The sequence below is a fragment of the Clavibacter capsici genome (assembly GCF_001280205.1).
Classification (GTDB): domain Bacteria; phylum Actinomycetota; class Actinomycetes; order Actinomycetales; family Microbacteriaceae; genus Clavibacter; species Clavibacter capsici.
Genome location: NZ_CP012573.1, coordinates 2,131,731 through 2,144,700, shown reverse-complemented (window position 1 = coordinate 2,144,700; position 12,970 = coordinate 2,131,731). Strand labels below are relative to the sequence as shown.

Here is a 12,970-nt window from a genome sequence, read left to right as displayed (position 1 = left end):
GTCATAACGTGCATGGGAAGGTCCGCCTCACGGGCGGTCGCGCGGGTCAGTCCTCGCGCACGACCTCGTCGGGCGACTTGTCGTGCCGCCAGCCGCGCCAGGACGCCTGGCGGAGGCGCCCCGTGGAGGTCCACTCGGCGAACTCGACCTCGCCGACGAGGCGGGGCGTGATCCAGTGCGCGTCGCGGGCGTCGGCGGCCGGCACGTCGGCGAAGGGGCTCGTCTTCCGCGCGAGCGGGCGGAAGCGGCGGAGGGCGTCGGCGAGGTCGCGCTCGGTGAAGCCCGTGCCGACGCGGCCCGCGTAATCCAGGCCGTCGGGGCCGGGGACGCCGACGAGCAGCGAGCCGACGCCGGATGCGCGGCTGCCGGATCCGGGTCGCCAGCCGCCGACCACGACCTCCTGCGCCCGGTGGTGCTTGACCTTCAGCCACGCGCTGGATCGGCGGCCCGACTCGTAGGGCGCGTCGACGCGCTTGGCGACGACGCCCTCGAGGCCGAGCTCGCGGCTGGTGGCGAGCGCCCCGTCGAGGTCGCCGTCGAAGGCGGGCGGGACCTGGATCCGGCCGCGGCCCGGCGAGCGGACGGCGTCGAGGAGCGCGGCCCGGCGCTCCCGGTACGGCTCCTCCACGAGCACGCGGTCGCCGATCGCGAGGGCGTCGAAGAGCATGAGGTGCACGGGCGCGGCCTTCCGGGCGCGCGCGACGTCCTTCTCGCCGGTGAGCCCGAGGCGCGTCTGCAGGAGGCCGAAGTCCGGGCGGCCGCCGTCGCCGAGCACGACGATCTCGCCGTCGAGCACGGCCGCGTCGACGTCGAGGGAGTCGGGCAGCTCGGCGAGCTCGGGGAAGGCGGGCGTGAGGTCGACGCCGTTGCGGCTCGTGATGGTCGCGCGGCCGTCGGCGACGACGGCGATCGCGCGGTAGCCGTCCCACTTCATCTCGACGGCCCACTCCTCGTCGGGGTCGAGGCCGGCGCCGGTCGCGGCCGTCGCGAGCATGGGCGCGGGGGCGGATGCGGCGCCGCCCCTCCGTCGCGCGCCGACGCGCGTGCGCCCTCCCGCCCTCTCCAGGGCGGCGGGGCGTGCGGGCCTCGCGTGCGCCTTCGCGGGGGCGTCGGCGGGCTCCATCAGGTGGATCAGCCAGTTCGCGTCGGCCTTGCCGTGCCCGCCCGTGTGGATGAGCGCGTACCGCCGGGGCCCGTCGATGCCGGTGCCGGAGCCTCGACCGTGCAGCGTCGCGATGACCTCCTTGCCGTCGCGCCACTTCTCCAGCTCGTAGGTGCCCGCGTCCCAGATCGTCACCTCGCCGCCGCCGTACTCGCCCGCGGGGATCGTGCCCTCGAACGCGCCGTACTCGACCGGGTGGTCCTCGGTCTGCACCGCGAGGTGGTCCGTGCCGTGCTCGGTGGGCACGCCCTTGGGGAGGGCCCAGCTCACGAGCACGCCGTCGTGCTCCAGCCGGAAGTCCCAGTGCAGCGCGCGGGCGTGGTGCTCCTGGATCACGAAGGAGCGGCCCTCCGACGGCGCCGGGGACTCCGCGGGCACGGGCTCGCTCGTCTTGGCCGCGTCGCGCTTCGAGCGGTAGGTGGCGAGGCGGTCGTCGGCCGGCTCCTTCCGTGCGAAGCCCGCGAGCCGCTCGGGCGTCGGCTCCAGGCTCTCGCGGTGTCCCTCCTCGACGGGGGCGAGCGGATCCTGGCGCCTCCGCATCCGCGCGACGACCTCGTCCATCTCCAGGTGCCGGAGGGTCGGCGACGCGAGCTCGCGCCACGTGCGCGGCACCGCGACGGTCGGCCGGGAGCGGCCGCGCAGCGAGTACGGCGCCACCGTCGTCTTGGCCGGGTTGTTCTGGCTCCAGTCGACGAGCACCTTGCCGTGCCGCAACGCCTTCCTCATGTCGCTCACGACGAGGTCGGGGTGGTCGGCCTCGAGCGCGCGGGCGAGCTCGTGCGCCACCTCGGAGATGGCGTCCGCGTCGTGGCTGCCGTCGAGGGCCGCGTAGAGGTGGATCCCCTTGGATCCGCTCGTCACCGGGTAGGGCTCGAGGCCCATGTCGCGGAGGATCGCGCGGGCCGCCCCCGCGACCTCGACGCACTCGGGAAGTCCGGCGCCGGGTCCCGGGTCGAAGTCGAGCACGAGGCGGTCGGGGCGACGCACGTCGCCCGTGCGGCCGAAGCGCCACTGCGGCACGTGCAGCTCGAGCGCCGCGATCTGCCCGAGCCAGGTGAGCGTCGCGACGTCGGCGACGAGGGGGTAGTCGTTCGCGTGGTCGCGGTGCTGGATCGCCCGCCGCTGGACCCACTCCGGCGTGTGGGCGTCGAGGTCCTTCTGGAAGAACATCTTCCCCGGCTCGTCATCGGTCCCGACGCCGTCGACCCAGCGCTTGCGGGTCACCGGCCGGTCGCGGAGGTGCGGCAGCATGTGCGGCGCGATGGCCGCGTAGTACGCGATCACGTCGCCCTTGGTCGTGCCGGTGGCCGGGTACAGCACCTTGTCGAGGTTCGTCAGCGTGATCCGCCGCCCCTCGACCTCCACCTGCTGCTTCGCGCCCGCCATCGCTCCAGCATGGACCGGGCCGGTGTTCACTGGATCCATGAGAGCCATCTGGAAGGGCGCCGTCACCTTCGGCCTCGTCAACGTGCCCGTGAAGGTGTACAGCGCGACGCAGGACCACGACGTCCCGCTGCACCAGGTGCACGACGCCGACGGCGGGCGGATCCGGTATCAGCGCCGCTGCGAGGTGTGCGGCAAGGTCGTCGACTACGCGCACATCGACAAGGCGTTCGACGACGGCGACCGCACGGTGGTGATCACCGAGGAGGACCTCTCGTCCCTCCCCGAGGAGAGGAGCCGCGAGATCGACGTCGTCGAGTTCGTGCCGAGCGATCAGATCGACCCGGTGATGCTCGACCGCAGCTACTTCCTCGAGCCCGACTCCTCGAGCCCCAAGTCGTACGCGCTCCTCCGCCGCACGCTGCAGGAGACCGACCGCACCGCGATCGTGCACGTGACCCTCCGCCAGCGCACCCGCCTGGCGGCCCTCCGCGTGCGCGGCGACGTGCTCATGCTGCAGACGCTGCTCTGGGACGACGAGGTGCGCGAGGCCGACTTCCCGTCGCTGGATGCGGCGCCCAAGGTCTCGCCGCGGGAGCTGAAGATGTCGGCGCAGCTCGTGGAGGGGTTCGCCGAGGACTTCGACCCGTCGAAGTTCAGCGACGAGTACCAGGAGCAGCTCAAGACGCTCATCGACGCGAAGCTCGCGCAGGGCGACTCGCTCGACACCGACGCGACGTTCGGCGAGGGCGACTCCGACGAGGAGGACTCCGGCGGCGAGGTGCTCGACCTCATGGACGCGCTGAAGCGGAGCATCGAGCGGAGCCGGGGCGGGGCATCCGGCGGGAGGAAGGCGCCCGCGAAGAAGGCGCCCGCGCGGAAGGGGAAGGCGGCGGCGTCCGACGCCGACGACGACGCTCCCGCGAAGACGGGCACCGCGAAGAAGGCGGCCGCGAAGCCGAGGACGGCGTCGAAGGCGAAGTCGACGTCCGCGAACTCGACCGCAGCGAAGAAGAAGCCGGCCGCGAAGAAGGCGACGTCCGAGAGGAAGAGCGCGTGAGGCGTCAGCCCGCCGCGGGCATGCCGTCCGTCATGACGCGCCAGAGGTGCAGGGTCGCGTAGGAGCGCCACGGCGACCACGCGGCGGAGCGGGAGTCGAGTGAGCGCGCCTCGTCGGGGAGGCCGAGGGCGGCGGCGCCGCGGCGGACGATGAGGTCGCCGGAGAGCAGGATGTCCGGCTCTCCGAGCGCGCGCATCGCGACGTAGTCGGCGGTCCAGGGGCCCACGCCGTGGAACGCGACGAGCGCGGCCCGGAGCTCGGCGCGCGGCATGCCGGGCTCGATCACGAGCTCGCCGGTCTCGAGGGCCTCGGCGAGGCGGATCAGCGTGGCCGTGCGTCGTGCCGGCCCGCGCAGGAGCTCGGCGCCGTCGCGCGCGATGCGGGCGGCCGAGGGCATGAGGCGCATGACGGATCCGTGCGCGACAGACGCGGGCAGGTCCTCCCCGAGGTCCGCCGTCATGCGGCCGTGGGTGGCGCGGGCGCTGGCGACGGAGATCTGCTGGCCGACGATGGTGCGGAAGAGGGTGCTCCGCGGATCCAGCGTGCCGGGGATCCGCAGGCCCGGCGTCGCGCGGACGGCGGCGGCGAGCGCGGGGTCGCGGGCGAGGTCGGCGTCGATGCGCGCGGAGTCCACGTCGAGGCCGAGGAGGCGGCGCGTGCCGGCGAGGAGCTCGACGGCGTCGTCCGCGTGCTCGACGCGCGTCGTCACCTCGACGCGCGTGGACGCGTCGGGCGCGCGGCCAGGCGCGTCCGCGTCGACAAGCCGCACGGTCACCGTCCCCGCGCCGTGCGCGAGCCGCGCCGACTGCGTGAACGACGTCGAGTCCCCCTCCTCGGCGCCCGTCACCGCGTGCCAGGAGAGGAAGCGGATCACGCCGCCGCCGTCGAAGGGACCGGGGACCTCGAGCACCGTGCGGTCGACGTGGGCGGCGGCGCCGGGGGAGTCCATGCGCCCAGCCTGCCCGACGCCCCCGACCACGACGGGCGCGCGACCTACAGTGGATCGCATGATCGACGACGAGGTCCGCACCCCTCCGACGCACGCCGACGCCGTCCGGGCGGAGCTCGTCCGGGCCCTCGGCGACGTCGTCGCCACCGACCCGGCCTCCCTCGAGGACGCGCGCAGCGACCGCTCCGGCTACCGCAGCCCCGCCGATCCGATCGCCGTCGTGCGGGCCACCGAGGTGGACCACGTGGTCACCACCCTCCGCATCGCGAGCGCCACCGGCACGCCCGTGGTCACGCGCGGCGCCGGCACGGGCCTCGCCGGCGGCGCCACGGCGACCGCGGGCGAGATCGTGCTGTCGGTGCGCGGCATGGACCGGCTCCTCGAGGTGAGCGAGGCCGACGAGCTCGCGGTCGTCGAGCCCGGCGTCCTCAACGACGACCTCAACGCCCGGCTCGCGCCCCTCGGCCTCTGGTACTCGCCGGATCCCGCGAGCAAGGCCATCTCCACCATCGGCGGCAACATCGCCACCAACGCGGGCGGCCTGCTGTGCGCGAAGTACGGCGTGACCCGCGAGGCCGTGCTGGCGCTCACGGTCGTGCTCGCCGACGGCCGCGTCGTCGACACCGGGCACCGCACGGTGAAGGGCGTCACGGGCTACGACCTCACGGCGCTCATGATCGGCTCGGAGGGCACGCTCGGCGTCATCGTGCGCGCGACCGTGCGGCTCCGCCCGCTGCCGACCGCGACGCCGTCGACCGTCGCCGCCTTCTTCCCCGACGCGACCGCGGCGGCGGCCGCGTCGTCCGCGATCACGGCCGCGCGGATCCGGCCGGCCGCCATGGAGCTGATCGACCCGGGCGCGCTCGCGGCCATCGACGCGTTCCTCGGCACCGACCACTCCTCCCGCGGATCCGCTCACCTGCTCGTGCGCTGCGACGGACAGGACGCCGCGGCCGAGGCGGCGCGCGTGGTCGAGGTCGTCGTCGCCGGCGGCGGCACGGCCGATGTGACCGACGACGCCGACGAGGGCGAGCGCCTCCTCGCGATCCGCCGCGCGTTCCACCCGGCGCTCGCCGCCCGCGGCCGCGTGCTCATCGAGGACGTGGCGGTGCCGCGCTCGCGCCTCGCGGACATGCTGACGCGGATCCGGGAGATCGAGCGCGAGACGGGCCTCGCGATCCCGACCGTCGCGCACGCGGGCGACGGCAACCTCCACCCGAACTTCCTCCTCCCCGAGGACCCGACCACGCCCGACGGCGACGCCACCGGCATCCCCGACGATGTCTGGCGCGCGGCCGACCTCCTCTTCCGCGCGGCCGTGGACCTCGGCGGCACGCTCACGGGCGAGCACGGCGTGGGCCTGCTCAAGCGGCGCTGGCTCGCCGACGAGCTGGGCGACGACGTCATGCGGCTGGCCGCCGGGATCCGCCGCGTGTTCGACCCGCAGGGGATCCTCAACCCCGGCAAGGCGGCCTGATCCGCGGGGCGTCCCGCCGCGTGTCCCGGCGCGACCCGGCCCCGGTCGGCGGCGGATCCCGCCAGTAGGCTGGCGACGCCGATCCGCCGAAGAGAGGGCCGTCGTGACCGACCCGTCCGTCCCCGTGACCGTCCACCGTCCCTCGCCGGCCTCGCCGCCTCCCGCCATGGAGCTGCCGACGCCGCACGGGTCGTCCCGCATCACCGCCTCGGCCGTGCTCGGCGTCGTGGGCGTCGCCGTCCTGCTGCTCGTCGGCCTCGTCGTGGCGGCGTACCTCGTGCTCAGCCTCGGGATCCAGGCCGTCGCGATCTGCGCGCTCCTCGCCCTCATCCCGCTCGCCGGCGTGCTCCTCGCCATCCGCTGGGTCGACAGGTGGGAGCCCGAGCCGCGCCTCGCCCTCCTCTTCGCGCTGCTGTGGGGCGCCGCCGCGTCGGTGGCGATCGCGCTCCTGTTCGACCTCGTCGTGCAGTACGCGCGCCTGGCCGTCGGCGTGCCCACCCGCTACACCGAGTTCCTGCAGCTCGCCGTCCAGGCGCCCGTGGTGGAGGAGTCGGCCAAGGCGATCGGCCTGCTCCTCATCTTCTGGGTCGCGCGCCGCCACTTCGACGGGCCGGTGGACGGCATCGTCTACGGCGCCACCATCGCGGCCGGGTTCGCCTTCACGGAGAACATCGTCTACTTCGGCGGCCCGCTCGTCTCCGGCACGGCCGGCACGCTCGTCGGCACGTTCGTGCTCAGGGGCCTGTTCTCGCCGTTCGCGCACGTGACCTTCACGATGATCACCGGCATCGCCATCGGCTACGGCGCACGCCGCGGGCCGGGAGCGGCGCTCGGCCTCGGCGCGGTCGGGCTGGTGGGCGCCATCGTGCTGCACGCGCTCTGGAACACGGGCGTCACCATCACGGGCGACTTCCTCTCCTTCTACGTGCTGCTGCAGGTGCCGATCTTCGCGTTCCTCGTGGTGGTCGTGATCCTGCTGCGCCGGTACGAGATCCACCTCACGCGCCGCCGCCTCCGCGAGTACGCCGCCGTCGGCTGGTTCACGCCCGCCGAGGTGGAGATGCTGAGCACGTGGCAGGGGCGCCGCCGCGCGCGGCTGTGGGCGCGCACGCGCGGCGGCGAGGCCGGCCGGGCGATGAGCCTGTTCACCCGCGACGCCACGCGCCTCGCCTTCGCCCGGCAGCGGATGCTGTCCGAGCGGCCCGCAGCGTCCGGCCGATCCGAGGCCGGCCACCTCGACGACGAGCGGCGCCTGCTCCTGGCCGTCACCGAGCACCGCGACGCCCTGCTGCGCGGCGGCCGACGCTAGCCGCCGAGCGTCGCCCGCGCCCCCGTCGCCCCGCCCGGTGTCGTCGGTCGCGAGTAGCGTCGGAGGCACCACCACGAGGAGGCACGACCATGAGCGATGCGAACCAGGACACCACCGGCGACAAGGAGATGCTCGGCTCCTCCACGCCCACGCCGCCCCAGAGCGCCGAGAAGGACCCGAGCACGTGGGTCACGGGCGACGAGCCGATGACCGGCGCGCAGCGCAGCTACCTCGACTCGCTCGCCAGCCAGGCCGGCGAGGAGATCCCCGCCGACCTCAACAAGGCCGAGGCGAGCGAGCAGATCGAGCGCCTGCAGGAGAAGAAGGAGACCGCGTCGCCGCAGTCGGACGACGCGAGCTGAGCTGAGCCGGGCATGATCGCACGGGCGGGCACCGCGGGACGGTGCCCGCCCGTCGTCGCGTGCGAGCCGCGCACGCAGGAGGGGGACCGATGACCACGCTCGTCGGGTACGTGCGCGTCGCGCGCTCCGAGGAGTCGTACCAGGACCAGGTCGACGCCCTCGACGCCGCGGGCTGCGAGCGCATCTTCGTCGACGTCGCGGGCGGCCCCAAGGCGCCGCGGCCCGGCCTCCAGGACGCGCTCGACTACCTCCGCGAGAACGACGAGCTCCTCGTCGTGAGCCTCGACCGGCTGGGGCCCGGCACCGCCGACGTGGTGCGGATCCTCAACGGGCTCGAGGCGCGCGGCATCGCCTTCCGCGCCATCCGCGACGGGCTGGAGGCGGGCACCGAGGCCGGCCGCGGGCTCTTCGCCGTCACGCTCGCGCTCGCCACCGTCGAGGCGACGACGGAGTCCGAGCGACGACGCCGCCGCTCCGGCGAGACGGCTGCTCCCGAGGCCGCCGCCGCGCCCGTCGCGCCTGCGCCGCCCTCGCTGCCCAAGGGCATCACCCGCCGGAAGCTCATGATCGCCGTGGAGGAGCGGTCCAAGGGCCGCGACACGGCGGAGATCGCCCGCGTGCTCGACGTGAGCGAGCGCGTCGTCACGCGCGCCCTCGCCTGGGCGGAGTCCGGGAAGCAGGGCGGGCTGCTGCGCTGACCCGGGGGCCGCGACCGGTCGCTGGCCGCGCCGGGGCACGTCCTCCGCGCGGGGGAGCCGCCGGCACCCGCGGCGGAGGCGTCGGGCGTCAGCGTTTCCTACCCTGAGGACATGACCGGATCCCCGCCCGCCCGCGCCGCGTCGGGCCCTCGTCCCGCGTCGCCCGCCGCCGGTCCGCCGTGCTCGCGGCCGTCGTCGCGACCGCGGTCGTGGCGACCGGCCTCGCCACGGGGGTCCTCCCGTCTCCCGTCGGCGGCGCCGCGGCGGATCCCGCGTCCTGCACGGTCGACGCGCTCACCGGCGGCTGGTCCACCGGCACGCTGCACCTCTCCGCGGCGGAGGTCGACGGGCAGGCGGGCGCGCCGCTGGTCGACGTGCGCGGCGACGTGCCCGCCCCGACCGCCAGCACCATGAAGGTCCTCACCGCCGCGGCCGCCGTCGAGGCGCTCGGCCCCGACCGCCGCATCGCCACGCGCGTCGTGCAGGGCGCGCGCGCCGACACGGTCGTCCTCGTCGGCGGCGGCGACCCCACCCTCAGCCGGCTCCCGTCCGGCACCGACGGCGTCTACCCGGACGCCCCGCACCTCGACGACCTCGCCCGGCAGGTGCTCGACTCCCGCAGCCGGGACCCCGACCTCGCGGGCGTCCCCGTCCGCCGCCTCCAGGTCGACAGCAGCCTCTTCACCGGCCCCGCGTGGCTGCCGGAGTGGCCGCTCGAGGCGAGGCGCGGGGGATCCATGTCCAACATCACCGCGCTCATGGTCGACGGCGACCGCGACGACCCGGCCGAGCCCTACTCCCGTCGTGGCGAGGCGGCGGTCGCGCGCGCGGCCGAGGCCTTCGCGCCGCTGCTCGGCGACGACGTGGCCGCCGACGGCGAGCTCGTGACCGCGCCCGCGGGATCCGCCGTGCTCGGCACCGTCGAGTCGGCTCCCGTCCGCGACCTGGTCGGCCATATGCTCACCCACTCCGACGACACGCTCGCGGAGACCCTCGCGCGCCTCGTCGCGATCGAGACGGGCGCGGGCAGCGCGGCCGCGGACATCCAGCGCGGCACGCCTCTCGCCCTCGCCGACCTCGACCTGCCGACCGGCGGCATCGTGCTGGTCGACGGATCCGGCCTGTCGGACGCGAACCGGGTGCCGGCCGCGCTGCTCACCGCGCTCATGGTGCGGGTCGCGGAGCACCGCGGCGACCTCGCCGTCGTCGACGCCGGCCTCGCGGTCGCCGGGCGCACGGGCACCCTCGCGGAGGAGGGCCGGTTCACGGGGGAGGCGGCCGGGGCCGCCGGCCGGATCCGCGGCAAGACCGGCACGCTCGAGCGGATGCACGGCCTCACCGGCATCGCCGACGCGGAGGACGGCACCGAGGTCGCGTTCACGATCTGGGCGGAGGACGTGGACCCGTCCGTCCCCGCGGGGTCGGCACGCGCCGGGATCGACGCCCTCGCGGCCGAGCTGCACCGCTGCGGCGGCGCGCTCGGCGGCTGACCCGCGGCACCGCCCGGGGAGGCGCGCGGCGCCTACGCCCCCGAGCGCTCCACGAGCCGGTGGTCGTGCGCGTACACGACGAGCTGCACGCGGTCGCGGAGCGCGAGCTTCGCGAGGATGCTGCTGACGTGCGTCTTCACGGTCGACTCGCTCACGAACTCGAGGGCGGCGACCTCCGCGTTCGAGAGGCCGCGCGCGACGTGCCCGAAGACGTCCTTCTCCCGCGCGCTCAGCGAGCGGAACGCGGGCGGCGCCACGGGCGCGGGGGCGGCGGTCGCGTCGGAGGTGAACAGCTGCGTCAGCTCGTCGGGCGCGAGCACGGCGCTGCCGGCGTGCACCGCGCGGATCGCGGCGGCGAGGAACGCGGGCGTCGCGTCCTTGAGGAGGAAGCCGCTCGCGCCGCCGCGGATCGCCGTGGCCGAGGCCCGGTCGAGCGCGAACGTGGTCAGCACGATGACGCGCGGCGGATCCGCGCGGCTCCCGTCGAAGAGCGCCCGCACGGTCTCGAGGCCGTCCATCACGGGCATGCGCATGTCGAGCAGCACGACGTCGGGGTGCGCCTCGTCGATCACGGCGAGGCCCTCGCGCCCGTCGCCGGCCTCGCCGACCACCTCGAGGTCGGGCTGGGCGTCGAGGGCGACGCGCACGCCGCCGCGGAACAGCTCCTGGTCGTCGACGAGCACGATGCGGATCACGGGCGGCCTCCTGGCACGGCGACGGGGTGGGCGCCCGGCAGCGGGATGCGCGCGCGGGCGGTGAAGAGGTCGCCGACGGCCTCGGCCTCGAGGTCGCCGCCGACGGCCGCGAGCCGGGCGCGCATCCCGTCGACGCCGGTGCCGAGGCGCAGGGACTCGAGGCCGAGCGGGCCGGTGCGGTCGGGAACGGCGCCCGGCGGGGTGACGGGGTTCTCCACCTCGAGCACGACGTCGGCGGCGCGCCACGTCTCGCGGATCAGGATGCGCCCGCCGGCCGCGCCGTGCCGCATCGCGTTGGTCGTCATCTCCTGCGCGACGCGGCGGATGACCACCTGGCGCGCGGGATCCACCGGCCGCCGGGTGCCGCGCAGCTCGTGCGCGAGGTCCACGCCCGCCGCCCGCACCTGCGCGACGACCGCGTCGAGGTCCTCGGGCCCCTCGTCGGCGCCGGCCGGGCTGGTGCCGCTCAGCACCTCGCGCACCTCGGCGAGGGAGCGGCGCGTGGTATCGGCGATGGTGGCGGAGACGCCGCGGATCCGCTCCTCGTCGTCGAGGAACTGCACGGAGTCGGCCTGCGCGATGATCACCGCGAGCGAGTGCCCGACGATGTCGTGCACGTCGCGCGCCATGCTCGCGCGCAGCGTCTCGGCCTGCGCCAGGTCGACGGCCTTGACGGCGGTGTCCTCCGCCTGCACGCGCAGGCGCGACTCGGAGCTGCGGGCGCGGATCGCGCGCACGACGAGGCCGGTGAGCCACGCGAGGAGGAGCGCGAGGACGGGCGCCGCCGCGAAGATCACGCCGCCCGGGCCGCCGGGCTGCGTGAGGACGGAGAAGCGCGCGCCCGTCTGCAGGAGGTAGACGGTGGCGATCGAGCCGCCGACGAGCGCGGATGCGGCGCCGAGGACGGCGGTGATGCGGGATCCGCGTCGCGCCGTCGAGTAGAGCACGAGGAGGAGCGCCACGTCGGCGAAGCCGGGCCGCTCGCCCAGCTGCCACTGCGCCAGCGCCATCGCCCAGGCCAGGACGAGCGCGGTGCCCGGGAGGACCGAGCGCACGATGATGGCGGCGAACGCCAGCGCGGCGACGAGGAGGCTCGCCTCCTGCACGTCCACGGGCGGGACCACGGCGAGGCCGGCGATGAGGAGTCCGGCGACCGCGTCGATCGCGACCTCGGCACCGGTGCGGCGACGGGGTGACGGCGTCGACGTCGAGCGCGTCGCGGCGGCGGTCCCGGTGTCCATCGGCCACAGCCTAGGCGCGGCCCCGCGGCCGGGTCGCCCCCCCGCGGGTACCGGTCGCCGGTACCCGCGGGGGAGGTCCCTACTTCTTCTTCGTCAGCGCGGATCCCTTGTGGGCCGCGGTCTTGCCGGACTTGTCGCTCTCCACGATGTACGCGGGCTCGTCGCTCGACGCGGTGAAGTGCTGCCCGTCGTGCTGGAAGTCCTTCGTCTTCTCCTCGACGACCTTCCCGTGGGTCTCGCCCTGCGGCGTGTTCCAGGTGACGTGGTCGCCCTTCTTGAGCGACGCCATCAGATCGTCGCCACCGATCCGGAGTCGACGCGGTAGTTGGATCCGTTCACGAACGACGCGAGGTCGGAGCAGAGGAACGCGACCACGTTCGCGACCTCGGCGGGCTCGCCGCGGCGCTTGAGCTCCATGTAGGGGCGCTCCTCGTCGAGGAACGACTCGATGGCCTCGTCCTTCGACGTGCCCAGCTGGTCGGCGCGCTTGTCCATCATCGCGTCGGTCATGGGCGTGTGGATGAAGGCGGGCGACACCGCGTTCACGAGCAGCCCCTCCTTCGCGTAGCTGCGCGAGAGGCCCTTCGACAGCGCGAGGATCCCGGCCTTGGCGGCGCAGTAAGGGAGCTCGTCGTCGTACGGCTGCACGGCGTCCTCGGAGGCGAGGAACACGATCCGGCCCCAGCCGCCCTTCCGCAGCGACGGGAGGAACTGCTTCACGAGGCGGACGGGACCGAGGAGGTCGACCTCGATCGTGTTCGTCCAGCCCTCGTCGTCGATCTCGTGGAAGAGGCCCTGCGCGCCGGTGATGCCGGCGGACTGCACGAGGATGTCGATGTGGCCGACCGCCTCCTGCACCTGGTCGTGCAGCGCGGCGAGCGACTCGACGCTCGTCACGTCGGCCGCGAACGCGTGCACGCGGTCGCCGCCGTCGAGCTTCGCGGCGGCCTCGTCGAGCGAGCCCTGGTCCTGGTCGCTGAGGACGACGGTCGCGCCCTCCGCGAGGAGGATGCGGGCGGTCTCCCACCCGATCCCCGAGTCGGCGCCCGTGATGAGCGCGGTCTTGCCGGTGATGCCGAGGTCCATCTCGGTCTCCTCACTGCCCCTCGCGAGGGGCGTCGTCATGGTGCGTGCGGACATGACG

At 75.0% G+C, this 12,970-nt stretch carries 12 protein-coding genes; 6 read left to right on the top strand and 6 right to left on the bottom strand.

All coding sequences use genetic code 11. The features are described 5' to 3' along the window. Positions 1-46 precede the first annotated feature (46 nt). Positions 47-2,587, bottom strand: a complete 2,541-nt coding sequence (locus AES38_RS10090) for an ATP-dependent DNA ligase (protein WP_371259380.1) — start codon at positions 2,585-2,587, stop codon at positions 47-49. Here AES38_RS10090 and ku point away from each other — a divergent pair. Beyond that, positions 2,586-3,605, top strand: coding sequence for a non-homologous end joining protein Ku (gene ku / locus AES38_RS10085; RefSeq protein WP_053774852.1), 1,020 nt, complete (start codon positions 2,586-2,588; stop codon positions 3,603-3,605). The two genes, AES38_RS10090 and ku, sit on opposite strands and share 2 nt — an antisense overlap. Before the next feature lie 4 nt (positions 3,606-3,609). Here the strand turns inward: ku and AES38_RS10080 are convergent, their stop codons facing one another. Beyond that, positions 3,610-4,554 (bottom strand): DNA-3-methyladenine glycosylase family protein, encoded by a 945-nt coding sequence (locus AES38_RS10080; protein ID WP_053774851.1) that lies wholly within the window; start codon positions 4,552-4,554, stop codon positions 3,610-3,612. 58 nt (positions 4,555-4,612) lie between these two features. On the opposite strand from AES38_RS10080, the gene AES38_RS10075 reads away from it, so the two are divergent. The 5 genes from AES38_RS10075 (at position 4,613) to AES38_RS10055 (ending at position 9,890) form a co-directional block, all read left to right on the top strand. Continuing rightward, positions 4,613-6,031 (top strand): FAD-binding oxidoreductase, encoded by a 1,419-nt coding sequence (locus tag AES38_RS10075; protein WP_053774850.1) that lies wholly within the window; start codon positions 4,613-4,615, stop codon positions 6,029-6,031. Positions 6,032-6,134: 103 nt separating this feature from the next. Continuing rightward, positions 6,135-7,340 carry a PrsW family intramembrane metalloprotease gene (locus AES38_RS10070; RefSeq protein WP_053774849.1) on the top strand — a complete coding sequence of 402 codons (1,206 nt, stop codon included), beginning with the start codon at positions 6,135-6,137 and terminating at the stop codon, positions 7,338-7,340. Between the two features lie 89 nt (positions 7,341-7,429). Beyond that, positions 7,430-7,702: a DUF3072 domain-containing protein gene (locus AES38_RS10065; protein ID WP_053774848.1), complete on the top strand. Its 273-nt coding sequence runs from the start codon at positions 7,430-7,432 to the stop codon at positions 7,700-7,702. A gap of 89 nt (positions 7,703-7,791) precedes the next feature. Beyond that, a complete protein-coding gene (locus AES38_RS10060; RefSeq protein WP_053774847.1) occupies positions 7,792-8,400 on the top strand; it encodes a recombinase family protein in 609 nt (202 codons plus the stop codon). A gap of 179 nt (positions 8,401-8,579) precedes the next feature. Further along, on the top strand, positions 8,580-9,890 hold the full coding sequence (locus AES38_RS10055; protein WP_081001883.1) for a D-alanyl-D-alanine carboxypeptidase/D-alanyl-D-alanine-endopeptidase: 1,311 nt from the start codon (positions 8,580-8,582) through the stop codon (positions 9,888-9,890). Positions 9,891-9,922: 32 nt separating this feature from the next. Here AES38_RS10055 and AES38_RS10050 read toward each other — a convergent pair whose 3' ends face one another. From AES38_RS10050 to AES38_RS10035, 4 genes are all read right to left on the bottom strand, one after another. Then, positions 9,923-10,585, bottom strand: a complete 663-nt coding sequence (locus AES38_RS10050; protein ID WP_053774845.1) for a response regulator — start codon at positions 10,583-10,585, stop codon at positions 9,923-9,925. Beyond that, positions 10,582-11,826: a sensor histidine kinase gene (locus AES38_RS10045; RefSeq protein WP_053774844.1), complete on the bottom strand. Its 1,245-nt coding sequence runs from the start codon at positions 11,824-11,826 to the stop codon at positions 10,582-10,584. The genes AES38_RS10050 and AES38_RS10045 overlap by 4 nt, the downstream gene beginning before the upstream one ends. A gap of 79 nt (positions 11,827-11,905) precedes the next feature. After that, positions 11,906-12,115: a hypervirulence associated TUDOR domain-containing protein gene (locus tag AES38_RS10040; RefSeq protein WP_053774843.1), complete on the bottom strand. Its 210-nt coding sequence runs from the start codon at positions 12,113-12,115 to the stop codon at positions 11,906-11,908. Beyond that, the gene (locus AES38_RS10035) at positions 12,115-12,912 is read right to left on the bottom strand and encodes an SDR family NAD(P)-dependent oxidoreductase (RefSeq protein ID WP_053774842.1); all 798 of its coding nucleotides are present in this window, start codon (positions 12,910-12,912) and stop codon (positions 12,115-12,117) included. Before AES38_RS10035 ends, AES38_RS10040 begins: the two co-directional genes overlap by 1 nt. Positions 12,913-12,970 lie beyond the last annotated feature (58 nt).